23 protein-coding genes and 1 tRNA gene are annotated in these 24330 nt (G+C 60.1%); 13 read left to right on the forward strand and 11 right to left on the reverse strand.

The window, feature by feature from the left end; translation table 11 throughout:
* Positions 1-193: 193 nt before the first annotated feature.
* From ACXAIC_RS09335 to ACXAIC_RS09345, 3 genes are all read right to left on the reverse strand, one after another.
* Entirely contained in the window at positions 194-2359 is a 2166-nt protein-coding gene (locus ACXAIC_RS09335; RefSeq protein ID WP_475176431.1) for a hypothetical protein, read from the reverse strand.
* Between the two features lie 163 nt (positions 2360-2522).
* Entirely contained in the window at positions 2523-3668 is a 1146-nt protein-coding gene (gene queG, locus ACXAIC_RS09340) for a tRNA epoxyqueuosine(34) reductase QueG (protein WP_475176435.1), read from the reverse strand.
* A gap of 30 nt (positions 3669-3698) precedes the next feature.
* The gene (locus ACXAIC_RS09345) at positions 3699-4391 is read right to left on the reverse strand and encodes a glutathione S-transferase family protein (RefSeq protein ID WP_475176439.1); all 693 of its coding nucleotides are present in this window, start codon (positions 4389-4391) and stop codon (positions 3699-3701) included.
* Positions 4392-4799: 408 nt separating this feature from the next.
* Between ACXAIC_RS09345 and ACXAIC_RS09350 the strand changes: the two genes are divergently transcribed.
* Positions 4800-5606 (forward strand): undecaprenyl-diphosphate phosphatase, encoded by an 807-nt coding sequence (locus tag ACXAIC_RS09350; protein WP_475176445.1) that lies wholly within the window; start codon positions 4800-4802, stop codon positions 5604-5606.
* A 43-nt stretch (positions 5607-5649) separates the two neighbouring features.
* Here ACXAIC_RS09350 and ACXAIC_RS09355 read toward each other — a convergent pair whose 3' ends face one another.
* Positions 5650-6651 carry a helix-turn-helix transcriptional regulator gene (locus ACXAIC_RS09355; RefSeq protein ID WP_475176448.1) on the reverse strand — a complete coding sequence of 334 codons (1002 nt, stop codon included), beginning with the start codon at positions 6649-6651 and terminating at the stop codon, positions 5650-5652.
* A 148-nt stretch (positions 6652-6799) separates the two neighbouring features.
* Here ACXAIC_RS09355 and ACXAIC_RS09360 point away from each other — a divergent pair, with 148 nt between their 5' ends.
* Entirely contained in the window at positions 6800-7036 is a 237-nt protein-coding gene (locus tag ACXAIC_RS09360; RefSeq protein WP_475176453.1) for a YjiS-like domain-containing protein, read from the forward strand.
* Between the two features lie 123 nt (positions 7037-7159).
* On the opposite strand, the gene ACXAIC_RS09365 is transcribed toward ACXAIC_RS09360, so the two are convergent.
* Together ACXAIC_RS09365 and ACXAIC_RS09370 are read right to left on the reverse strand one after the other, a co-directional pair.
* Positions 7160-8413, reverse strand: a complete 1254-nt coding sequence (locus tag ACXAIC_RS09365; RefSeq protein WP_475176457.1) for an MFS transporter — start codon at positions 8411-8413, stop codon at positions 7160-7162.
* 243 nt (positions 8414-8656) lie between these two features.
* Positions 8657-9631, reverse strand: a complete 975-nt coding sequence (locus tag ACXAIC_RS09370) for a complex I NDUFA9 subunit family protein (protein ID WP_475176460.1) — start codon at positions 9629-9631, stop codon at positions 8657-8659.
* 175 nt (positions 9632-9806) lie between these two features.
* Between ACXAIC_RS09370 and ACXAIC_RS09375 the strand changes: the two genes are divergently transcribed.
* Together ACXAIC_RS09375 and ACXAIC_RS09380 are read left to right on the forward strand one after the other, a co-directional pair.
* Positions 9807-9893 (forward strand) — tRNA-Leu (locus tag ACXAIC_RS09375).
* A gap of 403 nt (positions 9894-10296) precedes the next feature.
* Positions 10297-10956, forward strand: coding sequence for a L,D-transpeptidase (locus ACXAIC_RS09380; protein ID WP_475176465.1), 660 nt, complete (start codon positions 10297-10299; stop codon positions 10954-10956).
* A 47-nt stretch (positions 10957-11003) separates the two neighbouring features.
* On the opposite strand, the gene ACXAIC_RS09385 is transcribed toward ACXAIC_RS09380, so the two are convergent.
* From ACXAIC_RS09385 to dctP, 5 genes are all read right to left on the reverse strand, one after another.
* Positions 11004-12521 carry a malonate--CoA ligase gene (locus ACXAIC_RS09385; protein ID WP_475176470.1) on the reverse strand — a complete coding sequence of 506 codons (1518 nt, stop codon included), beginning with the start codon at positions 12519-12521 and terminating at the stop codon, positions 11004-11006.
* Positions 12514-13785, reverse strand: a complete 1272-nt coding sequence (locus ACXAIC_RS09390; protein WP_475176476.1) for a malonyl-CoA decarboxylase — start codon at positions 13783-13785, stop codon at positions 12514-12516. The genes ACXAIC_RS09385 and ACXAIC_RS09390 overlap by 8 nt, the downstream gene beginning before the upstream one ends.
* Positions 13782-15098 (reverse strand): TRAP transporter large permease, encoded by a 1317-nt coding sequence (locus ACXAIC_RS09395; RefSeq protein ID WP_475176482.1) that lies wholly within the window; start codon positions 15096-15098, stop codon positions 13782-13784. The genes ACXAIC_RS09390 and ACXAIC_RS09395 overlap by 4 nt, the downstream gene beginning before the upstream one ends.
* Positions 15099-15103: 5 nt before the next feature.
* Complete coding sequence (locus tag ACXAIC_RS09400) at positions 15104-15646, reverse strand: TRAP transporter small permease (protein WP_475176492.1); 543 nt, start codon at positions 15644-15646, stop codon at positions 15104-15106.
* A 74-nt stretch (positions 15647-15720) separates the two neighbouring features.
* Positions 15721-16707 (reverse strand): TRAP transporter substrate-binding protein DctP, encoded by a 987-nt coding sequence (gene dctP, locus ACXAIC_RS09405; protein WP_475176498.1) that lies wholly within the window; start codon positions 16705-16707, stop codon positions 15721-15723.
* A 135-nt stretch (positions 16708-16842) separates the two neighbouring features.
* On the opposite strand from dctP, the gene ACXAIC_RS09410 reads away from it, so the two are divergent.
* The 9 genes from ACXAIC_RS09410 (at position 16843) to ptsN (ending at position 24271) form a co-directional block, all read left to right on the forward strand.
* Entirely contained in the window at positions 16843-17499 is a 657-nt protein-coding gene (locus ACXAIC_RS09410) for a GntR family transcriptional regulator (RefSeq protein WP_475176504.1), read from the forward strand.
* Positions 17500-17734: 235 nt separating this feature from the next.
* Positions 17735-18136, forward strand: a complete 402-nt coding sequence (cueR, locus tag ACXAIC_RS09415) for a Cu(I)-responsive transcriptional regulator (protein WP_475176508.1) — start codon at positions 17735-17737, stop codon at positions 18134-18136.
* Between the two features lie 168 nt (positions 18137-18304).
* Entirely contained in the window at positions 18305-18925 is a 621-nt protein-coding gene (locus ACXAIC_RS09420; protein WP_475176513.1) for a ribonuclease D, read from the forward strand.
* Between the two features lie 51 nt (positions 18926-18976).
* Positions 18977-19630: an LPS export ABC transporter periplasmic protein LptC gene (gene lptC / locus ACXAIC_RS09425; protein WP_475176517.1), complete on the forward strand. Its 654-nt coding sequence runs from the start codon at positions 18977-18979 to the stop codon at positions 19628-19630.
* A 3-nt stretch (positions 19631-19633) separates the two neighbouring features.
* Positions 19634-20206: an LptA/OstA family protein gene (locus tag ACXAIC_RS09430; protein ID WP_475176519.1), complete on the forward strand. Its 573-nt coding sequence runs from the start codon at positions 19634-19636 to the stop codon at positions 20204-20206.
* A gap of 207 nt (positions 20207-20413) precedes the next feature.
* Positions 20414-21169: an LPS export ABC transporter ATP-binding protein gene (gene lptB / locus ACXAIC_RS09435; protein ID WP_475177096.1), complete on the forward strand. Its 756-nt coding sequence runs from the start codon at positions 20414-20416 to the stop codon at positions 21167-21169.
* 88 nt (positions 21170-21257) lie between these two features.
* The gene (gene rpoN, locus ACXAIC_RS09440; RefSeq protein ID WP_475176523.1) at positions 21258-22814 is read left to right on the forward strand and encodes an RNA polymerase factor sigma-54; all 1557 of its coding nucleotides are present in this window, start codon (positions 21258-21260) and stop codon (positions 22812-22814) included.
* 337 nt (positions 22815-23151) lie between these two features.
* A complete protein-coding gene (gene hpf / locus ACXAIC_RS09445; protein ID WP_475176528.1) occupies positions 23152-23739 on the forward strand; it encodes a ribosome hibernation-promoting factor, HPF/YfiA family in 588 nt (195 codons plus the stop codon).
* Positions 23740-23803: 64 nt separating this feature from the next.
* Positions 23804-24271 (forward strand): PTS IIA-like nitrogen regulatory protein PtsN, encoded by a 468-nt coding sequence (gene ptsN, locus ACXAIC_RS09450; RefSeq protein WP_475176532.1) that lies wholly within the window; start codon positions 23804-23806, stop codon positions 24269-24271.
* Positions 24272-24330 lie beyond the last annotated feature (59 nt).

Raw genomic sequence — 24330 nt, forward strand, 5'->3', positions numbered from 1 at the left:
ACCCTGCTGGCAGCGACTTCGAAGACAACCGTGGACCTGGTGAGGAGGCAACAGGGCTTGGGACTTGACTGTGAGGCCGGAATTAGACAACCAAGCGCGGTCAAATAGGCCATCATCAATTGCGCTTGGTATGAAACAGTGAACGAAAAGGGCGGCACAGGGCCGCCCTTTTGAAGATGACAAGGCGCACGCGTCAGTTCGCAACCACCTTCACATTCAACAGATCCGGCAGCCCCTGGGGGGCGGCCATGCTGCCGAGGATCTGGGCGAGCGGCACCGGATTTGCCGGGGCCAGCGTCACTTTCAGGGACTTCGGATCGTCCAGATAGGTTTTGACAGCGTCGGAAACCATCTTGGTGAAGGCCGGGTTCTGGATCGGGGCCGCGGCCTGGCCAGCCTGGGCCACCAGAGCCTCGCGCAGGGCGTCTTCCGGAATTCCCTGGGTTTCCGCCGCGTGTTTCAGCCCCTTTGACGTAAAGCCTGCATCCTGGAAGGTGAAGGACGCAGTCACGAACTGGGCGGTAATGGCCGCCAGCTGGCCCTGTCCTTGCGGATCTTCAAACAAAGCCCTCGGCACATTGGCGAATTTGGCGGACGCTTCCACTGTGCCGAGACCCTCAACGTTTATTCGCAGACGTTCCAGGTTGAGCTCTTTGGTGGCTTCGTCCCAATAGAGCCGGGTCTCGTCAGACCAGACCAGAGTGTCGAGGCCAAGGGCGGTCAAAAGGGCTCGGGCTTCCGGATCGTCCAGGGCCGCCACCGGCACGTGCACGCCTTCACTCTTCTGGTGAAAGCTGGTCGGGATCGGCGGAACGGTGCTGGACAGAGTCATTTCGGCCTTGCCGATCTGCACCCGGCCGGTGTCGGGCACCGTTACGTCCAGCCCTTCGATCTCATAGCCAAAGGAACGGGGCAGAAAGGTGCGGGCCACCTCGAGCGGGTTCTTCTGTGCATAGGTGCTGTCGGCGATCATTTTCTGGATCACACCTTCCATCGGCGCATAGTCGGCAAATTCAATCCCGCCGATCGCAGCCCAATCCAGTTTGACGGAGGCATCTTTGGGCAGGGCCGGTGCATTCAGGCCGACGAGCATCATCTCTTCAACTCCGCTGGCGCCCACATTTGTCATGGCCATTTCCTTGATGGTGATGGCGGAGTCCAGGCCCGGCGCGATGGGCACGATCAGCGACACGCCGCTGACGCGGGCATCGGCAACAGCAAAGGAGCGGTAGAACTGAAACAGGTTGACGAGAAGCTCTTCCGGGGTAGGCGTCTTCTTGTTCAGGACGTCGTCGATCAGGCCCAGAACCGAATTGTCCCGCTTGATTACCGAGACCTTGTCGATCGTAGCGGTCTCAGCCGTGGCCTTGATGCTGAGACCGTTAGCGATTTCCTGGTCCGACACATAGTCGACGGCGGTTCCGGAGCCGACCAGCGTGCGTTCTTCGCCGGTTTCGGAAACCGAAGGATCGAACAGATCCAGCAGGGCGCCGATGTCAATATTGGAATAGACGGTTTTGCCCTGGCTGGTCGTCTGGGCCAGCATCTGGCCGGACGGCGCGTCCAGGGTTTTCATGTTCTGGACCATCCGGTCGATCGAATACTCAGCGATCAGGCCGTCCCTGGCCCCGCTCATGTGGTATCCATCCATCTGGATCGTGCTTGACATCACCAGCTTTTCCTTGTCGCCGCTGGTGTCATACGCTTCCAGGGTTGTGCCTGAATTGTCGACTTTGACGTCGTCAAAGGATGTCAGCAGGGCTGCCTTGACGAAAGGGAGCCAGCGGCTGGCCTGTTGAGCCGGATTGTCCGGTGGCAAGTCCGGCAGGACGAAGTCGTAGCGTGTTGCGCTCATGCCGGCGAAGCGGGTTTCCGCCTTCAGCCGACCCTTGCCGCTCACCGAACCGCTGAGGAGCATCTTTGTGTCGTCCGAATAGACCCAGTTTTCGGCGGAGAACCGGTTGCCGTCATGGGTCAGTCCGGAGATCGTCACAGTGCCGGAAGAGAAAGACACCTTGAAGCTCAGAGTGGACGGTTTGGGCTGATCAGTCTCAGTGGCGCCGTCCGCGCCTGTGTCATCGGTTTCCTTGGCTGTGAGATCCTGGATCATGCCGCCGAAAGAAAGCGTGCTGTCGGTCAGGGTCAGGGTGTCGCTGCCCGGGTCATAGTCGACTAGGCCGTTTTCAATGGTCATGCCGAACCTTTTCAGGCCGTCCATATAGGCGTTGAAGGCCTCAAGCCCCTTGTCCTGGGCAAAGGCTGAGCTGGAGACCAGAACCAAGGCGGTTCCCAGATACAGCGACCGCGCATGGAAGCGGGCCTTCTTTTGGGGAAGTGACGAAGCAGGCAATAAAAACAAGGTTTTGGCTCCAAATCATATGGTGAGAAAAGACCGGATTATTCGATCCGTCCCGATAGAGTCGGCCCTCTTTGGCCATTGTGTGACTATGGCGTATTCTTGTGACAAGGTCTAATCGCAACAGGGATGATCTCGGAGAAGTGACGGTCAGGCCTGGGGCCGGCTAAGCCTGCTTCCGGCGGAGCCACTCCGCGCGGACACCTGAGTCGGCTTCGCCTGCAAGCGCGGTACGCTTTCGGCCGGCACTCTCTGACGCATCCGCCAGCTGGCAAAAGGCCCACACGGCGGCCCCGCGCACGGTCGGGTCCGGATCCTCAAGGTGTGGGGTGACCTGTGCAAGAAGGGCCGGGAGGTTTGAATTTCCCGCAGCGATCAGGACATTGCGCAAGAACCGGTTGCGTCCGATCCGCTTGATGGGAGAGCCGGAGAAATAGGTGCGGAACCCGGCATCATCGAGGGTCAGCAGCCGGGCAAGGGGCGGGTTCTGCATTTGCTCCCGCGCGGCCAGCTTGGCTTCGCGGGCCGCGCTGGCGAACTTGTTCCAGGGGCAGGCCGCAAGGCAATCATCACAGCCATAGATGCGGTTGCCCATGGGCGCGCGGAACTCTTCTGGAATGGGGCCCGGGTGCTCGATGGTGAGATAGGATATGCAGCGGCGTGCATCGAGCTGGTAGGGCGCGGGAAAGGCGTCGGTCGGGCAGCTGTCGAGACAGGCGCGGCAGGAGCCGCAATGGTCGGTTTCCGCCCCGCTGGGCGGCAACTCCAGCGTGGTGAAGAGGGCGCCGAGGAAAAACCAGGACCCGAGCTCGCGCGAGACCAGATTGGTGTGTTTGCCCTGCCAGCCCAGCCCAGCGGCCTGCCCCAGAGGTTTTTCCATCACGGGGGCCGTGTCGACAAACACTTTCACATCGCCGCCGGCCCGTGACACCAGGAAACTGGCCAGTTCCTTCAACCGGCCCTTAATGACATCGTGATAGTCCCGGTGGCGGGCATAGACGGAAATGCCGCCGCTTTCCGGATCCTCCAGATGGGCCAGCGGATGGTTCTGGGGGCTGTCATCGGGGCCGTAATTCATGGCCAGCATCAGCACCGATTTCACCTCTGGCCAAAGCGCCTTTGGGGCTCCTCGGCGGCCGGCGGTCTCTTCCATCCAGGCCATGGTGCCGTGATAGCCCTTGTCCAGAAAATCGCGCAGCCTTTTTGGCGCGTCCGGGATGCTGTCCGCAGCGGCAATCTTCAGCCCGTCAAAGCCAAGGGCCTGTGCCTTGCCGTCCAGCGCATTCAGCAGTTTTTGCGTTTTTCTGTCCAAGGGTCGCCGGGCGTCAAAGGGTCAAAACCGTCAGAAGTCCAGATCCGCATAGGTGGCGGCGGGCGGCATGCCCAGGACCTTTTCCCCCAGAAGCGGCCGCATGCTGGGACGTGATTTCACCCGCGCATACCAGCTTTTGACATCGTCTTCGTTGCTCCAGGGCACTTCCCCCAGATAATCTGCGCAAGAGAGCCCGGCTGCAAGGGCAAAATCGGCGAAGGACAGGCGGTCGCCAGCCAGCCAGCGCCGGGAAGCGACCAGATAGCCAAAATATTTCAGATGGTGGTGAATGTTGGCCCTTGCCACCCGCAGGGCTGCGGAATCCGGTTCCCCGCCGCCAGCGGATTTCGGCATGATCTGCTTGTAAATGCGCTCGCGCACCAGATGGCCGACCACCTCCTGGTCGAATTTGGTCAGGCTCCAGTCCACCAGCCGCCGGGTTTCGGCCCGCGCATCTGGATGATCGGGCATCAACCGCCGGTCGGTCAGAGCATAGCCCCGCGTCTCGTCCAGATACTCCATGATCGGCCCCGGCCCGCAAATGCCCGGGCCGTCATTTTCCACCAGGACAGGAACGGTTCCTGCCGCGTTCAGCAGCAGAAGCTGCTGCGGCCGTTCCCAGGGGTCGACATGCTGTTCGTCAAAGGCAGCCCCGTATTCGCTCAGCACAAGGCGCACGAACCGGGAAGAGGGTGAAAAGGGGTGGTGGTAAAGCGTCAGCATGAAAGGAAGGATACCAAAGGATGTTGCTTATGCCTCATAAGGCCTGAGACGTTGAAACCGGAAAAGTTCAGACCAGAAACGCTTCGACGGGAATCCTCTTGGCCGGATCTGGATCTGCCGAAACCGGATGTCCCCGGTGCCCCTGTCAGCCCGGTCCGGCGGCACCGGGCAACCCGCCCGCCCGGCTGGCGCTCAAGGTGCCTCACATGGGTCATATTCAACTTCCTTCGGTATAAGGACCGCAACTGTGGCGAGACTAAGAATCCCAGTTTGCCCCAAATATGGTTATCAAGGGTTTGACGCCACCCGGTTGGTCCTGCAAATAGACGTGGGTCAGGCCGTGCCTGCATCCGCATTTTTGCCAGTTCAGGCCACACTTCATCACGCCAATCGGAGATATACCATCCCATGGACGGCCAAACGATTGTAAACGCGCTTATTTTAGGAATTGTAGAAGGCTTGACCGAATTCATTCCGGTCTCTTCCACCGGGCATATTCTGCTGCTTGGCCACTTTCTGGGCTTTGAAAGCAAGGGTAAGACCTTTGAAGTTTTGATCCAGCTCGGCGCGATCCTTGCGATCCTGTCTGTCTATTTCGGCAGGCTCTGGAGCCTTGCGGTGACGCTGCCGAGTGCCCCTGCCAGCCGGCGGTTCGTGGCTGGCATTCTGATCGCCTTTCTGCCTGCCGCCGTGATCGGTGTGCTTCTGCATGGCTTCATCAAGGAAGTGCTGTTCGAAACCCCGGCCCTGATCTGCACCACCTTGCTGGTGGGCGGTATTGTTCTTTTGTGGATCGACCGGCTGCCGCTGACACCGCGCTACACCAATGTGATGGATTATCCGCTGTCGCTTTGTCTCAAGATCGGCTTTTGCCAGTGCCTGGCCATGGTGCCCGGCGTGTCCCGCTCCGGGGCAACCATCGCCGGAGCCCTGCTGATGGGTACGGACAAGCGTTCGGCGGCTGAGTTCTCCTTCTTTCTGGCCATGCCAACCATGGCGGGTGCGTTTGCCTATGACCTTTACAAGAACCGGAACGTGCTTTCTGCCGATGACGCCACCTTGATTGTCATTGGCTTTGTTGCATCGTTCATTTCCGGCGTCTTTGTGGTGAAGGGCCTTCTGGATTTTGTCTCCCGGCACGGCTTTGCCCCCTTTGCGTGGTGGCGGATCTTCATTGGCCTTGCCGGGTTCGCAGGGCTGTATTTCCTGGGCTGACCCAGCGCAGGATAAGGATCAGGGCTGCTGCGGGCCGGGTGCTTCAGGCGTAAAGCGCGCTCAGACCGGCCAGTTCTTCGGCCAGGTCCCGGCGCAGATGGTCCGGGCCGATCAGCTCAGCCCCCGGGCCGAGCCAGCGCACCAGCGGCAGGATCCTGGCCCTGTCGGTGCTGGGAACGCGGATCTTCACCTTACCGTCACCTGCGGGGGTGAACACCGCGTGGCGGTAATACCAGTCCGCCCCCAGCTTGCGGGCTTGTTGGGCGGTGATCAGGATCTCGGCAATCTCCTCATCCTGTTCCCAGCGGCGCATCGCCTGGGAAAGCCAGACCCCGCCAAGTAAGGTCTTTATTGAAAAATCCTTGTCGGGCCGGAAAAAGAGGCCGCTGATCTCCAGATCCCGCACCCGGTCGGCGCGGTAGACCTTGACCGTTTGCGTGTCGACGCAGCGCCCGGCCAGATACCACAGGTCCCGGTCAAACAGGACCCCGTAAGGCTCCACGTCATGGGCCTTGGCACTCTTGCGGGAGGGATTGACATGGTCAAACCGCACCCGCTTGCTGTCCAGAATACCGGCCATGAACCCGTCCAGCGCCATCTGCCAGTCTTCGGACGGTTCCGCCTTGGTGCCGGAATGAAAGATATCCGGTGGGATCGGTTCGATGCCGACAATCCGGTCGGCTTCCTTTAACAGGCCATGGACGGATTTGGGCAGGGTGGCGAGCAGCTTCTGTTCCGCAGAGCTTAGGTCACCGGCAAGGGGCACAGTGCGGCTGCTGCGCACCAGCGCCATGGCCGCCAGCAGGGCGGCGGTCTCGTTCCGCGTCAGGGCAACGGGCGGCTGCAGATAGCCGCTGGCCAGCCGGTAGCCGCCTTCCGCGCCCCGTTCCGCATCCACCGGCACCCCAAGGGCAATCAGCCGGTCAATATCCCGGTAGATGGTGCGCAGGGACACCTGAAAGCGCTCGGCCAGCACCGTGGCCGGAACAAGCTTGCCGCCGGTCAGCAGCAATAAAATGCCGAGCGCACGTTCAATCGGGTTCATGAAAGGACCTCTGGAGGGTTGGTCGTGAAAAAAATCATAGCCCGGGAACAGAACGGGATCAAACCTGACTCCCTGCTGTCAGGATTGATCTGCGAAGGTCTCCTTGTCCCCGAAATTCAGGGGCTGTGTTCCCTCAAGGAGAAGCGAGATGAGTGTTGAGATTGAAACCGTTTTCCGCGGACCTGCCCAGAGCAGCCGCACACTTCTGGCCCTTGTTCGTGTCTGTGCCGATGGGCTGCGCCGTTATCTTCGCCGCCGGGCCACGGCCCGGGCTCTTGCTCATCTGAATGAGGAGGAGCTGAAGGACATTGGCCTCATCCGGACCCCAAGGGGCTACCGCGAGCTGCATCAGGACCGGATTGGGGCGTTTTATTGGGATGACTGAGCGGTTTCCCAGTCAGCAAGGGAGCGTCTGTCACAGGTCTCCGCAGGCCAGCATCGCAATCAGTCTATCGGGCAAAGACAACGCGGGGGCAGAGCGCCGCCCCCGTGCTCACTGGGCCCGCATTCAGCTGCGGGGCGCGCGCATCAGGCTTTTGATCTCCGGTTTGTTCCAGACCAGGATCATGGCCAGCATGGCCACAAGGGCAGCGGCAATCACGATATAGAACGGCAGATCGAGATTGATGCCCATCAGCTCACCGCCGACAAGTGACATCACACCAGCGACAAAGGTGAAAACGGCAACCGTGATGCCCATCACCCAGCCCTGTTCCTCCTCGCCTACCGCTGCGGAAAAGATGCCCAGAAGGATAGGGTAGGTGGCGCCGAACATCAGATAGAAACAGAAGACCGGAACATAGGTCAGCGGCCCGTCCGGTGACAGAATGAAGGCTGCAGTCGCCACGATCCAGACCCCGAAAGTCGCCGCAATGATCCGCTCCTTGTTAAAGCGCTTTTGCAAGGGCACCACCAGAAAGGTGCTGGAAATCGCAATCGCCGCGCCAATGGTCATCATGGCAAAACTGGTGCCAAGTGTGCCGTAGTCAAAGCGGCTGCTCAGGTAGTTCGCAACAAAGACATAGAAGGTCACATTTGCCAGGTGAAAGAAGAACAGAACGATGGCAAGCCGCAGCACGAGCGGAAACTCCCGGATGCGCCACAGCGTTTCGAAAATGGCCGCAGGCCGCAGGGCAAAGGCCTCCCGCGCACCCGGCGCCTCATGATAGAAAAACACCACCAGAATGACGGCACACGCGACCAGTGCCAGACAGGCATAGAAGGGCAGCTTGATGCTGGCGGAGGCCCCGATCAGCACCGGGTCTGACAGAAATCCGCCGATCAATGGGCCGCCCACAAGGCCCAGGCTGATGCCGACCATGATGAAGCCCATATTGCGCGACAGGTCTTCTTCACCGGTGCTGCCATCGACCATGGCTGCCTGGGCAATCGGCTGGTTGCCCGCCGTCAGGCCAGTGATGGCGCGGCCCAGGATCAGCAGCAGGAAACTGTTCACATAAAGCGCGGCGATGGTGAGCGCATATCCGGCCAATGCTCCGAACAGGCAGATCAGGATCGCGTTCTTGCGGCCGATCTGGTCGGACAGTTTGGAGATGTAGGGAGCGCCGAAAAACCAGCACAGAAAGAAGATGCCGATGATCAGGCCATAGTTGAAATGCCGCATGGCCATGGAGGTGGTCTGCGGCAGGATCGACGTGCCGGGCTCCATGATCAGGGAATTGAGGATCGGAAAGACCAGCCCCTGTCCGAGAAGATCGACAAATACAACAAAGACCATGGTGATCTTGGCAAATGGAGACATGCGTTTTCCCCCTTGGACAAAGCCTAGGCGACCCTGCGGAAAGCAGCAATGGCAAAAGGACGGATTTTCAACCGCATTTTATGCGGGCGGAAGACCCGTCCCGAGCCTGCGGCCCCAGCGTCCTTTGATCCGGGGCCATCAGATCCGGGGGCATCTTGCCCGGTGCCCTCTTCCCGGTGTCTCAGGTCAGGACGCCGCTCCCCTTTGCGGCGGCCTGTTCCGTGTTCCCGGATTCTCGGGCTGTCAGACGGGGCGGTGGGCGTCGTACTGGCCGTGCTCGCGGAACCGGTCCAGATAGGTCGGCAGGATAGCGGCCAGGGTGGCCGGCTCGATGCCGATTCCGGTCAGGGTGCGGCTTTCAGCGATCGCAGCGTCTGAGACGACATTGTCGGTCTTCAGCAGCTCCACCTGATCTGCCGTCAGCGGAGCAAAGGGCAGCAACTGCATCACTTTGCCCATGGCGGAGGCAACGGGGAAGGGCAGCGTCACCAGAGGACGGCTGCGCCGCGTCACTGCCAGCATGTCCTGAAGGCATTCTTTGAAGCTTTTGATTTCCGGTCCGCCGAGCTCATAGACCGTGCCGGGGATCAACGCGCCGTCCACCGCGCGGGCCACCGCCTCGGCCACGTCACAGACATAGACCGGCTGAAACTTGGTCAGGCCGCCGCCGATCAGCGGCAGGGCAGGGGCAAAGCGTGCCATGTCGGCGAATTTGTTGAAGAAGTCGTCTTCCGGGCCGAACACGATGGACGGGCGCAGCAGGATGCTGTCCGGCAGGGTGTCCAGAATGGCCGCTTCGCCGGCCGCCTTGGTGCGGGCATAGACGGACCGGCTGTCCTTGTCCGCGCCGATGGCCGACAGATGGGTGAGCGCGGTGATCCCGGCAGCCCGCGCCGCCTCCGCAATGGCGCGGGGGCCAAAGGCCTGCACCGCGTCAAAGGTCTGTTTGCCGGAAGGGGCAAGAATGCCGACCGCATTCACAACCGCATTTGCGCCCTCAACAGCCCGTTCCACCGACCAGCGGTAGCGCAGATTGGCTTGCACCGGCATGATCTGCCCGGGAGCGCCGAGCGGCTGCACATGGGTGGCCAGGTCCGGGCGGCGCACGGCCACGCGGATCCGGTAGCCGCGTCTGGCGAGCGCTTGCACAATATGCCGGCCGAGAAAGCCCGACCCACCGAAAATCGTGACGAGTTTGCCGTTAAGTGCTGTGGACATCCTCAACTGCCTTTTGTTGCGTGGCAAGGAGGGCTCGGATGCGAAACGCCAAGCCTTTCCTTTTGTTTTTTAGGGCTTTGCGGGCCGCGTGGAAAGGGCTCTATGTGATTGACGGAAAAAAGTTTCATTTGCTGATTGACAAGGTGCAGCCCGGCCCTTAAAAGCCCCCCTCACAGCCCAGGTGGCGGAACTGGTAGACGCGCTAGCTTCAGGTGCTAGTGCCCTTACGGGCGTGGAGGTTCGAGTCCTCTCCTGGGCACCAAAATTTTTCCGGAACAACCAGTTCGAACCGGAAATATTCGAAAAAAAGCTCCGGTCTTCCGGGGCTTTTTTCGTGTTGGGGAAAGAGTTTGGGGCGTCCGGCGGGGAACGCAAAGTGGTTCTGTGCTGTGGACATTTCTTCGCCCGAAAACGGCCCGGTCTTGAGACACGAGGGCCCTCTTTAAGACACTGTTTACCATAATATTGTTCGCTCAATGGACTTGCCTGCCGCTGCGTTGCAGGGGCGGGCGAGGATGGTTTGGGCCGGTTTGCAGCCGGGTCTGGCGCTTTTTGAGGGATCTGACCCGGGGCGGGTCTTCCCAAAAAGCTGGGCCCGGGAGACTGGTTACAGGAGACTGGGCCCGGGAGTGCCCCGGAAACCGGGTGCGGGAAGGGATGTGAGAATGGCGACAGGTTTGAGCCGCCGCAGTCTGATTGCCGGGATACCGCTGCTGCTGGCGGCCTGTCAAAGCCAGAAAAAATCGATTGTCGAAGCGGGCCTGACCCCGCTGGCCGATGGCAGGCCGGATTATGCGACCGCCTATGCGCCGGTCCATGATGGCGGCTTTTCGCTGCCGGCGATCAATTACACAGCCTTTGATCCCAAATTTCTGCGCCAGACGGTCTATTATCCGACCCGCTATCCGGCAGGCACGATCGTGGTCGATCCGCACCAGAAATTTCTCTATCTGATTCAGCCCGGCGGGCGGGCGATCCGTTACGGGATCGGGGTTGGCCGGGCAGGCTTTGCCTGGAGCGGCGATGCGGTCATCCGGTTCAAGCGCGAATGGCCGAAATGGTTCCCGCCCGACGAGATGATCGAGCGGGACCCGAGCCTTGAAAAATACCGGGACGGACAGGAGGGCGGACCGAACAATCCCATCGGCGCGCGCGGTCTGTACCTGTGGCAGGGCAACAAGGACACGCTTTACCGTATCCACAGCACCAACCAGCCAAGCAGCATCGGCACCAATGCCTCCAGCGGCTGTATCCGCATGTGGCATCAGGACATTATCGACCTCTATAACCGGGTCGAACTGGGCACCAAGGTGGTGGTGCTCTAGCCTTGAGCTGCTCCTGCGTCAATTGGGCCGGTCCCCGGTCACGGGACTCAGGCCGGGGCGAACATGTCCTGATACTTATCCCGCAAGATGTTTTTCTGCACCTTGCCCATGGTGTTGCGGGGCAGCTCGTCCACCAGCAGCAGCTTGCGGGGGTGTTTGAAACGGGCGAGCGACGACTGAACGGCCGCCTGAATGGCCTCAAGGTCTGGGGAGGCGCCTTTTTGCGGCACCAGAACCCCCAGCACCGTCTCGCCGAAATCGGGATGGGGCACGCCGATCACCGCGCTTTCCAGAACGCCGGGTTGTTCATCCAGCACCAGCTCGATTTCCTTGGGATAGATGTTGTAGCCACCGGAAATGATCAGATCCTTGTTGCGCCCGACAATGTGCACATAGCCGTCCGCATCGATCTTGCCGAGATCTCCAGTGATGAAAAAACCGTCAGCGCGTAACTCGGCGGCGGTCTTGTCCGGCATCTGCCAGTAGCCCTTGAAAACGTTCGGCCCGCGCACTTCGATCTGGCCGACTTCGCCGTTTGGTAAAGAAGCACCGGTTTCCGGATTGGTGATCTTCAGCTCCACGCCGGGCAGGGGAAAGCCAACCGTGCCGGCCCGGCGCTCGCCGTCATAGGGGTTGGACGTGTTCATATTGGTTTCCGTCATGCCATAGCGCTCCAGAATCCGGTGCCCGGTGCGGCTTTCAAACTGCACATGGGTTTCTGCCAGAAGCGGGGCGGAACCAGAGACGAAGAGGCGCATATGCGCGGCCAGTTCTTTTGTGAAGCGGCTGTCGTCCAGTAGCCGGGTATAGAAGGTCGGAACCCCCATCATGGCGCTGGCCTTCGGCAGGTGTGCCAGAAGGGCTTCCAGATCGAATTTGGGCAAAAAGATCATGCTGCCCCCGGCCGCCAGCGTGACATTGGTGGCCACAAACAGCCCGTGGGTGTGGAAGATGGGCAGGGCGTGTAAAAGCACATCCTTGTCCGTGAACCGCCATTCCCGCACAAGCGTCTGCGCATTCGACAGAAGATTGTTCTGGGTCAGCATCGCGCCCTTGGAGCGGCCGGTGGTGCCGGACGTATACAGAAAGGCTGCCAGGTCTTCGCCGCTCCGGTCAACAGTGTCAAAGCTGGCGGAAAGGGAGGCTGCTGCGTTTTTCAAGGAGCCGCTGCCATCGGCGTTCAGGGTCTCGAGCCGGGCGTTCAGCTGTGCGGCAATCGGGGCAAGGGCGGCTTCGCTGGTCCCGTCACACACGATCAGCGCGGCGCCGCTGTTCTCGATGAAATAGGTCAGCTCGTCGACCGTATAGGCCGTGTTGAGCGGCAGGAACACCATGCCCGCCTGGGCGCAGGCCGCATAAAGGGCAAGCGCTTCGGGGGATTTTTGCACCTGAACGGCCACCCGGTCGCCGGGGGCGAGGCCAAACCCGCTCAAGGCGTTGGCGATCCGGGCGGTCTGGGCGAGAAAATCCTGATGGGTGAGGGTGCTGCCATCCAGAAGGTGAAGAAAGGGCGTTGTCTTGCCGGCATGGGCGCCAAAAAGTGTGTCATAGAGGGGGTTAGGCATCGGCGGTCCCTTTTTTTCCTTTCTGGGAGAGAGCACTGGAGCGGGCGAGGGAGCGAACGGCATCTGCCGCCGTCACATCCTGCGTTGTGGCGAATTTCTCGTGGTTTTGCGAGACTTTGGCAAGATCGTAAAGATAGTTGACCATCATTCCGCCAGATTGGGCCTGCCCTTTTTCCGACAGGTCCGCATTGGCATGGACAGCATGGACAAGGGCCCCGTTGCCCAGGTGAAACCGGGCGACCGGGTCATAGGGGCGCCCGCCACGGGCCTTTGCATTCAAAAGGTAAAAGGCGGTTGCGGCCTTCAGGTCCTGTTCTGAATACTGTTTCCAGTCCTCTTCCTCGCGTTCCAGCCATTTGGTGAGTTTGGGAATGGGCGACAGGGTGACGAAGGTCTTCAGCCCGCCAAGTTCGGCGGCCAGGTCAGCTGCCACCTGTTTGATCAGCGAATTGCCGAAGGAGATGCTGGCCAGACCCGCCTGGCAGTTGGAGATCGAATAGAACACCGCCGTATCCGCCTCTTCGGCGGCAAGGGCCTCCCGGTCTCCGGCCAGAAGCGCCTGGATCGAGCTGGCAATGCCCTTGGTTAGGGCCACTTCCACAAAAATCAGCGGTTCATCGGGCATGGCCGGGTGAAAGAAGGCAAAACAGCGCCGGTCCGCCGGCTCCAGGCGGCGGCGCAGGTCGTCCCAGCTGTGGATCGCATGAACGGCCTCATAGGCGATGATCTTTTCCAGAATATGGGCCGGGCTTTCCCAATTGATCGGCCGCAGCACCAGAAAGCCACGGTTGAACCAGGACGCAAAAAGGTGCCGGAGATCCTGGTCAAAGGCTTCAAGCTCCGGGTCCCTGCCGCCAAGGCGCAGCAGGTCCGCCCGCATGTTGACCAGGGCTTCGGTCGCACCCGGCACCATATTGAGGCGCCGGAAAAGCTCCTGGCGGCGGGGTTCGGCCGCGTTCATGAAATCCCGGTAGGTGGTTTTGGAGGGCGCGCGCTCATAGGCGTCCAGGGCCGTGCGCACCGCTTCCGGGTCCAGGTTAAGCCGTTCGGCGGCTGTCTTGAAGAAAGCGAGCTTGTCGACGTCTTCAAGATCCTTGAAGCGCGACAGAATATCCTGGGCAAGCGCCAGTCCCGAGGTTTCCCCGGCCGAGCCGACCAGATCGGTGGCCAGTTCCTCCAGCGGGCGGCCGTCATGGCTCTTGCGGGCGGGCTGGCGGTAGCGCCGTTCAAAGACGGTGGACAGAAGATCGGCAAGAAGTGTCATATGGATTTCCCCATGATCAGATCGGGCAGCCAGGTTGCCAGTTCCGGGAACAGGCACAGCAATATAATGGCCAGCACCATGCATCCGACAAAGGGCAGGGAGCCGGTCAGGATCGTCTTCAAAGAGATATCCGGCGCGATCCCGTTGATCACATATAGGTTCAGGCCGACCGGAGGGGAAATCAGGCCGATTTCCATGTTGATGGTCAGGACGACCGCAAACCAGATCGGATCAAAGCCCGCCGTGGTGATGATCGGCAGAAGGATCGGTGCGGCCATCAGGATCACAGCGACGGGTGGCAGGAAAAATCCGGCAATCAGCAGGAAGAAGTTGACCGCGCCCATCAGCACCCAGCGGTTCACATCCAGCGTGCCGATCCATTCGGCAATTGACTGGGTGATGAAGAGCGAGCTGAGCATATAGGAAAAGACACCGGCGGTGGCGATGATGAAAAGGATCATCACCGATTCCTTGGTGCTGTCACGCAGGACCACCCACAGCGCCTGGGGCTGCCAGAGCCGGTAGATGATCACCGCGATCAGCAGGCAGAGAAGGGCGCCGACGGCAGCGGTTTCCGACGGGGTGGCGATGCCGCCATACATGGCATAAAGAACGCCGGCAATGATCGCCAGAAAGGGCAGCACCCGCGGCAGGATCTCCAACCGTTCACTCCAGCTGTAGCGCCCCGCGCTCAGCCGCACACCGTCGCCCGACTTCCAGGTGGAATACAGCGACCAGGCCATGAACAGGCTGACCAGCAGCAGGCCCGGGATCACACCGGCCAGAAACAGGCGCCCGATCGAGGTTTCCGTGGCAATCCCATACACAATCATGGTGACGGAAGGCGGAATGAGAATACCGAGCGTGCCTCCGGCGGCAATCGACCCGGCGGCCACCCCGTCCGGATAGCCGCGCTTGCGCATTTCGGGAATGCCCATCTTGCCAATGGCGGCGCAGGTGGCAGGCGAAGAGCCTGACATGGCCGCAAACAGGGCGCAGGCCCCCAGATTGGAGACCACCAGCCCGCCCGGCACCCGGGTCAGCCATCGTTCGAGCGCCTCATAAAGGTCGGCCCCGGCCCGGGTGGAGGCAATGGACGCCCCCATGATGATGAACATGGGGATGGACAGAAGCGCGAAATTATCGAGTTTGCCGAACAGGATTTCCGGCATCAGTTCCAGTGAGCGTGGCCCGTCGAAAATGATCAGAAAACCTGCGGAGACGATCAGAAGGCCGATGGCGACGGAGACGCCGGAAAACAGCACCAGAATGGTGGCAAGCGCGACAATGACGCCGAGAAACAGGGGATCCATTGCGCTTACTCCAGGCCGAAGGGTTTGTCTGTGCCGGTGATGACCGCAACCAGATCGGCGATCAGCTGCAAAAGGAGCAGCCCGAAGCCGACCGGGATGGAAAGATAGGGGATCCAGAGCCTTACGCCCCAGACCGTGTCGGAGCGCCAGCCCCGTTCCCAGGCGAAATGCCAGTATTCAAAGCCATAGACCAGCATGATCGTGATGATCACGATGGACAGCACCGAGGTCAGAATGGCCAGGCAAAACCGGGCACGCGGACCCAGGGAGATCGGGATCAGATCGACATTCACATGCCCGCGCAAACGCTGCACATAGGGCAGGCCGACCAGGGTGGCTGCGATCACCAGATAGATGACCGCTTCTGTCTGCCAGATGGTGGAGCCGTTGAGCATGAACCGCACGAAGATCATCTGGCAGGTGATGGCGACAGCGGCAACGATCATGGCCGCAGAGCACCAGCCGGCCAGGGTGGACAGCGCGGCAGCGGCGCGCAGGAACGGATTGTTGCCCGTGCGGGCGGCAACAGCGGAACTATGGCCGGCCATGACCGACTCCCCATGAATAAGATGTGACGGGAAAGAAAGGAAAGGGGCGGCCGGGCCGCCCCTCTGGCCTGGGCTTATTCGACAGCCAGGGCCTTATCGAGCAGCTCCTGCCCGTCCGGCACTTCCTCGACAAATTTCTTGTAGGAGGTTTCCATCGCCAGCTTGCGCCAGGCCTCGAAATCTTCCGGGGTCATTTCGGCAATTTCCACGCCCGCTTCCTGGAAGACTTGCACCGAGGCAGCATCCTGTTTCTTGGCTTCGGCCAGATAGAAGGCTTCGGCTTTTTCGGCGGCGGCCAGAAGCGCGGACTGCTGGGCTTCCGTCAGCCCTTCAAAGGTGGATTTGTTCATGAGAAGTGGCTGATACATGAACCAGAGAGCCACCTCTCCGGCCGGCGTATAGCATTTGACCTGCTCATAGATCCGGTAGGAGACGAAAGAGGAGGACGAGGTGTTGGCCGCCTGGAGCACGCCGGTCTGCATGGCGTTGTAGATTTCCGACGAAGCCATGGACGCAATTGACGCGCCGGCTCCGGCCAGCATCTGCTCAAACGACTTTCCGGCGGCGCGGGTCTGCAGGCCCTTCACGTCGTCCGGCTTGGTGATGCATTTGTCCTTGCCTGCAAAACCGCCGGCCAGGTAGCCATGCACGAGCACCATGACATCGTCCTCGGCCATCTTGGCTTCCAGAGCGTCCATGAACGGGGACTGGCTGAGCCGGGCTGCGTGGTCGTGGTTCTTCACCAGACCGGGCATCAGGGTCAGGTTATAGGCAGGCTGCTGGCCGCCCGCATAGCTGAGCGGCAGCACCGTCATGTCGAGCTGGCCCCGGCTGAGCGGCTTATATTGTTCGCGCGGCTTGAACAGCGACTTGGACCCATAGATCTTGATCTCAAGATCCACGTTGGCAGCGGCCACTTCGTCGGCGACGATCTGGGCCACCTGATGGCGCACATCCTTGTTCGACCATTGGTGCGACAGGCGCAGTTCCGTTGCCTGGGCAAAGGAGACCGTGCTCATGAGCGCGACGGCTGCGACCGCGCTTTTCAAAATGGTTTTCATATTTTCCTCCCAAAAGTCCGCCCGGCAGAGCCGACCGGTTCAGGGAGAGTAGCGGAGTGCTGTATTTTTAGTCAATGTTCTTGTATACAAAAAGTACGAGATTGCGTTTTTCAGATGGGCGGGCTAGAAAAAATCATGGAACAACGCCGCGCAGATAACATTGCCGAAGCTTTGGAAGAGCATATTTTCAGCGGCGTTTTCGTTGATGGCGACCGGCTGGACGAAGTCCGGCTGGCCGAGCAGTTCGGCGTGTCCCGCACCCCCTTGCGGGAAGCCTTCCAGCGGCTGGCCCTGTCCGGCCTGGTGGAGCTCGTGCCCCGCCGGGGCGCCTTTGTCCGACAGCCGGGGCCGATTGAACTGATGGAAATGTTTGAGGTCATGGCCGAACTGGAAGCCGTGTGCGGCCGTCTCGCGGCGCTCAGGATCTGCGATGAGGCGCTGGATGATCTGCGCGATGCCAATGCCAAATGCCGCATAGCGGTCGAAGCGGTGGACCCCGATGCCTATTATCTGGAAAACGAGCGCTTCCATCAGACGATATACCGCCAGTCCGGCAACGGCTTTCTGGAGCAGGAAGCTGCCAAACTGCACAAGCGGCTGAAGCCGTTCCGCCGCCAGCAATTGCGCTTCCGGGGCCGGATGGCCCAGTCGATGGCGGAACATGAAGCCGTCGTCGAGGCGCTGGCGGACGGAAAGCCGGAGGACGCGGCCATGGCGCTGCGCCACCATGTGGCCGTTCAGGGCGAGAAATTCCACAATCTGATGACCAGCTTGAAGGCGAAGGCTGGTTGAGCGCAGCGGCGTGAGGGCTGTTCTGCAGACCGCGCTGTTGAGCCCATTCCCGGTTTTGGCTTTGCTGCCCGTACCCGTACCCGTACCCGTACCCGTACCCGTACCCGTACCCGTACCCGTACCCGTACCCGTACCCGTACCCGTGCCCGTGCCCGTGCCCGTGTCTGGAGATGCATTGCGCCTCAGGCGGCGGACGCTGTAAAACCGGGGCAGAAACACCAGTGAGGCCGCAGCCATGAATATCGGCACCGCATCAGATTTGAGCCATCTGCCGGTCAAGACGATCCGCTACTATGAGGAGATCGGCCTTGTCACGCCCGAGCGCCGGGGCAATGGTTACCGGGATTTTTCGGACGGCGACGTGCAGCGGCTGCGGTTTGTGCAAAGGGCGAGAAGCCTGGGGTTTTCAATCGAGGAATGCCGGGACCTGCTGTCGCTTTATCAGGACGGCAACCGGGCCAGCGCGGATGTGAAAGCGCTCACAGAGGCCAAGATCGAGGAAGTGGACCGCAAGATCGGGGAACTGCAATCGCTCAAACGGGTACTGAAGACCCTGGTGAACGCCTGCCATGGGGACACCCGCCCGGACTGTCCGATCATTGATGATCTGGCCGGAACCATAAGAGACGGGCAATAAAGGCACGGCCGGGAAGAAAACGGGTCGCTTGCCGGGGAGCGGGGCGGCGGAAGCCGTTCAAATGCCGTAATCTGCTTGCCACATCCCCACGCTTGTTCTACCTCACGGAGAAATCTTCCCTGAAGGTTTTATATATGCGCGCGGACAAGAGATAGGAGACGAGGCAGCATGACCATTCGGCACCACAAGGGCGACCTACCCGATCTGGCAGCCTATGAATCGGCGGACGCGGTTGCGGTCGACACGGAAACGCTGGGCCTCAATCCGCTGCGTGACCGGCTGTGTGTGGTGCAATTGTCTTCCGGCGACGGCTCTGCCGATGTGGTGCAGATTGCGCGGGGCCAGAGCGAAGCGCCGAACCTGGCCCGCCTGTTCTCCGATCCGTCAAAGCCCAAGATATTTCACTTCGCACGGTTTGATGTTGCCGTCTTGCGGCACTATCTGGGCATTGAGGTCAATCCGGTCTGGTGCACCAAGATCGCCTCGAAACTGGTGCGCACCTATACGGACCGGCACGGACTGAAGGACATCACGCGGGAGCTTCTCGGTGTGGAACTGTCCAAGCAGCAGCAAAGCTCGGACTGGGCCGCGGACACCCTGTCGCCGGCGCAGCTTGAATATGCAGCCTCCGATGTCTTGCATTTGCATGGCTTGAGGGAAAAGCTGCAGGCCATGCTGGAGCGGGAAGGACGCACTCACTTGGCCGAGGCCTGTTTCGGGTTCTTGCCGGTCCGGGGCGAATTGGACCTGAAGGGCTGGGAAGAGACTGATATTTTCGCTCATTCCTGAGCAGGAAAACCGTTTGGGTGCCTTTCTGGGGCGCCGGTTTGGAGTTGATATTTGAGCGTCCTCAGCGGCTACCCGCAACAGACCATCCGGCAGCCCGGCCTGAGCCGGGCGCAAAGGGCGGCGCGCCGGCACAGCATTCTGGTTCGTGTGCTGCGCTGGGTCTTTCCCGGCATCGGCTTTCTGATCCTTGCCGGAATGATCGGTCTGGTGGTGCTGTTCAACGTTTTGAGCAGTTTTGGTGCTGCCAACATGATGCTGACCAGCAAGGGCCTGGTGATGGATCACCCCGAGCTTTCCGGCCATGACGGTGACCGCTCTTACAAGGTCCATGCCCGCCGGGCCATTCAGAGACTGAGCGACCCGCGCATTATCGATCTGGAAACGATCCGGGCGGATATTGTCCTTGGCAAGGATGAGGAAGCCAATATTGTGGCCCTGAAGGGAACCTACAACAACGCCGCTGAGACCCTGCGCCTGTTCGATGGCATCCAGATCGAATGGAGCCAGGGCTACACTGTGGATCTCTCGGAAGTGGAGATCGACATGAAGGATGGCGGGATGAAGACATCCGAACCGGTCACCATCCGCTCTGATCAGGGAAGGGTGCATTCCGGCAAACTTTCCTATGACAAGGAAAAAGGGATCGTCCGGTTCTCAGATGGTGTGAAAATGACCATTAACCCGGCTGCGGCGCAAGGACAGTAGAAGATGAGATGTTTCAAACAAGCGGCCCTGGCCGCCGCTGTAATGGTTGTGGCGACGGCCGTTCAGGCCCAGACCTTTTCCGATTCCTTCGCCGGGTTCGGTTCCAATGATGGCGAGCCGATCGAGATCGAGGCGAGTGAGCTGCGGGTGGAAGACAACAAGAACACGGCGACCTTTGTCGGCGATGTGGTGGTCACCCAGGGCGAGACCAAGCTGAAGACCGAACGGCTGAAAGTGTTTTACGCAGGCTCCGGCGCGTCGACCAATGAAGAAGCGGTTCAGCAGCGCATCTCCCGCCTGGAGGCTGAAGGCGGGGTGCATGTGACCTCCAAGGACCAGACCGCGACCGGTGATCAGGCCAATTTCGACATGACGCGGGAAGTCATGGTCATGACCGGCCGCGAAGTTGTCCTGAGCCAGGGGCCGAATGTGGTTGTCGGCAAGAAACTCACGGTCAACCTGAAGACCGGCGAAGCCAATCTGACGGCGGGCAACGCGGCCACTTCGCCGTCTTCAAATGGCGGGCGGGTCAAGGTCCGGATCATGCCCAACAGCGTCAACCAGGACCAGAACTAGAGCCCGCAGGACAAAGGCTCGATCAAGCTAAAAGCGATCAATGTTGAGGCCCGGCAGCGGCCGGTTGAGCATTGGTTGATCCAGGCCCGGCAAGAGGCTGACTCGACAGACCTTGTGTCAAACCTTATGTGGGGTTTGTGCGGGGCAGCAATGGACAGTGCTTACGTGAAAAGATCGTCTCCGGATTTCAATGGATTGCATGTGGATATGGCCGGGTCTGCCCGCACTGAAGAGGACTTGTCGCAGGCCCTTGTGGTCGATGGGATCGGCAAGACCTACGGGCGGCGGCAGGTGGTCAAATATGTCAGCCTGACGGTCAAGCCGGGCGAGGCGGTCGGCCTTCTGGGACCGAACGGGGCCGGCAAGACCACGACCTTTTACATGATCACGGGCCTGATCCGGCCCGATCAAGGCCAGATCCTGCTGGAAGGCTTCAACATCACCCGCATGCCCATGTACCGGCGCGCGCGCCTGGGCATTGGCTATCTGCCGCAGGAAGCCTCGATCTTCCGGGGGCTGACCGTTGAGGAAAACATCCGCGCCGTTTTGGAAGTGATCGAGCCTAACAGGCGCAAGCGGCGCGAGGAACTCGATTCCCTTCTGGCGGAATTCGGCCTCACCCATTTGCGCAAATCGCCGAGTATCGCCTTGTCGGGCGGGGAACGCCGCCGGGTGGAAATTGCCCGCGCGCTGGCCAGCCGGCCCTCCTTCATGCTGCTGGACGAGCCCTTTGCGGGCATTGATCCAATTGCGGTCGGCGATATTCAGCAGCTTGTGCGCCATCTGACCCAGCGCGGTATTGGCGTGCTGATCACGGACCACAATGTGCGCGAAACGCTGGGTCTCATCGACCGGGCCTATATCATTGCGGCCGGTGAAGTTCTGACCGAAGGATTGCCCCAGGATATCGTCACCAATCCGGATGTGCGACGGCTTTACCTTGGGGAGCAATTTACGCTTTGATGATCAGTGTCCGGCTAGGCTATAGTGCGCGCCTGCAATGATAAGCAAAAAGCAGACCACTAGAAGCTGACAATCGCCCGGGAACTCGATGGCCATTTCAACAAAGTTGGAGATGCGGCAAAGCCAGTCGCTGGTGATGACGCCGCAGCTGATGCAGGCGATCAAGCTGCTGCAGATGTCCAACCTTGATCTGGTCTCCTATGTCGAGGCCGAGCTGGAGCGCAATCCCCTTCTGGAAAAGAGCGAAACTGATACAGGCGGCGCAGACGCGCCGGAGCCGGACAGGCCGTCCCCGCAGGACGGGGACGCGGACCGGCACGACGCAGCTGCGGGCCAGGCGGATGACCCGAATACGGGCGACTGGATGCAGAGCGATCTGGAAACCGGCTCGGAAGCGATCGCCGCGCGCATGGACACCGATCTCGGCAATGTGTTTCCCGATGAGCCGGGCGTGCCTGCCTCCCCGGATCCGGCTCTTTTGAAGTCTGGGGACAGCTACAAGAACGCGACCAGCGGCCAGGCGTCGGAAGACTACAATCTGGAAGCGTTTGTGGCCGAGGAAGCCTCTCTGGTCCAGTTCCTGGAAGAACAGATGCATCTGGCGCTGACGGATGAGGCCGACCGGCTGATCGGCGGCCATCTGATCAATTCGCTTGATGAAAACGGCTATCTCTATTTCGATCTGGAAGAGACGGCAGAGCAGTTCGGGGTGGAGGCACAACGGATTGAAACAGTGCTCTCGGTGCTGCAATCCTTTGAACCGGCCGGAGTGTTTGCGCGCAATCTGGCCGAATGCCTGAAGCTGCAATTGCTGGACCGGAACCGGTTTGATCCGGCGATGGAAGCGCTGATCGGCAATATCGAGTTGCTGGCCAAGCGGGACCTTGCCGCGTTGCGGAAAGTCTGCGGTGTGGATGACGAGGATCTGGTTGAAATGATCGGCGAGATCCGTGCGCTTGATCCCAAGCCGGGAAGTGTCTTTGGCTCCGCCCTGGTGCAGCCTGTGGTCCCGGATGTGTTTGTGCGCCCGGCCAGTGACGGCACCTGGGCGGTGGAACTGAATTCGGACACCTTGCCGAAAGTGCTGGTCAACCAGACCTATTTTGCAAAGGTCATCAAGACGGCGCGCAATGAGACTGAAAAAGAATATCTGACGGAGTCTCTTCAGACCGCCAACTGGCTGGCCAAGAGCCTGGATCAGCGCGCCAAGACCATCTTGAAAGTGTCGACGGAAATCGTGCGCCAGCAGGACGGCTTTCTGACCTACGGCATCGAGCATTTGCGGCCGCTCAATCTGCGCACGGTCGCCGAAGCCATCAGCATGCACGAATCCACTGTCAGCCGGGTGACGTCCAATAAATACATGGCCACGCCGCGCGGCATTTTCGAGCTGAAATATTTCTTCTCGTCCGCCATTGCCGGCACGGCGGATGGTGATGCGCATTCGGCGGAATCCGTGCGCCACAGGATCCGCCAGATGATTGATGCGGAAGATCCCAAGGCCATTCTCTCCGATGATACGATCGTGAAAATTCTCAAAGGTGATGGTGTCGATATCGCGCGCCGGACCGTTGCCAAATATCGCGAGGCGATGAAGATCGGATCATCCGTGCAGCGCCGCCGGGAGAAAAATGCAAGGCTCTAGCAACCCTCTTTTTCCCCAGTCGGCAGGCCCGCAGCATCTTTTGCAAAGACCGAAAACGCCTTTCAAATTGCCTGAACGGTAGTTTGCCGGGTCTCGAATTTCAAGATATCCACCGATACAATTCCTTGAGTGAAAACGGTTTTTTTCTCAGCCGTGCACACCTATCTACAAAGAATTGACACTTTGCGTTAGCGCAATTATAGCACCGCCCTCATGACGTAATCAGGGGATGGCGCTCTAGCGCTGACTGGTCCATTCTGTGGACTTGAGACGTTTCGCGTCTCAACACCGGCACAATCCGGTGGCATATCGGCCTATAGAAAAAGAAGAGGTCCCCATGGCTTTGCGGATTTCGGGTAAACATGTTGATGTCGGCGATGCACTGCGCGTTCACGTCACAGACCGAATTGAAGATGCCCTGTCGAAATATTTCACGGGTGGATTCACTGGCCACGTTACGCTCAGCAGGGAAGGTACAGGCTTTAAGTCGGAATGCAGCCTGCATCTGGACACGGGAATCGTGTTACAGGTATCTGCGCAAGATCCAGACCCGCGCAACAGTTTTGATGCTGCTGCGGACAAGATCGAAAAAAGGCTTCGCCGCTACAAGCGCAAGCTGAAAGACCATCACGGCCACAATGGCCACGGTCGCGACGCGTTTGAGGCTGCGTCCTACGTTCTCGCCTCTCCGGAGGAAGACGAGGAAGTGCCGGCGGATTTCAATCCGCTTGTCATTGCGGAAACCTCGGCCAAGGTGAAGACCATGACGGTCGGCATGGCCGTTATGGAACTGGATCTGACCGAAGCCCCGGTCGTATTGTTTAAAAATGCGGCAAATGGCGGTGTAAATGTTGTTTACCGCAGGCCGGACGGGAATATAGGCTGGATCGATCCGGCCTTGGTGGCCACTCAGGCTGCGGAATAATACTTTGAAGCGCTAGAAGCCGGCACCCTGCCGGGGCCGGCTTCTGAAACTTGTAGGCAAACGAATGGATCTTGGCGATCTTCTTGGAAAAGATGCGGTCATTGCCGACCTGAAAGCGAAAAGCAAAAAGCAGGCAATTCAGGAACTGTCCGCGCGGGCGGCAGAGCTGACCGGTCTTTCGGAACGCGAAATTTTCGAAACGCTTCTGCAGCGCGAGCGTCTGGGCTCCACCGGTGTCGGTCATGGCATTGCTATCCCCCATGGAAAGCTGACGCGTCTGGACCGCCTTGTGGGCCTGTTTGCAAAACTGGACAAACCGGTCGATTTTGATGCGCTCGACGATGAGCCGGTCGATCTGGTGTTCCTGCTGCTGGCACCGGAAGGTGCCGGTGCCGATCATCTCAAGGCTTTGGCGCGGATTGCCCGCCAGTTGCGGGATGCGGCCGTCACCCAAGGGGTGCGGGCGTCCTCCGATCCGCAGGAAATTTACGGCTATCTGACCCAGTCCTTGACCTCTTCCAACGCAGCTTAGTACCAACCTTACCAATCAAGCAGCTATTGGATCGGTTTTTCAGGTTCTCCGGCTCGGAG

The sequence above is a fragment of the Roseibium sp. AWQ4_254 genome (assembly GCF_056161025.1).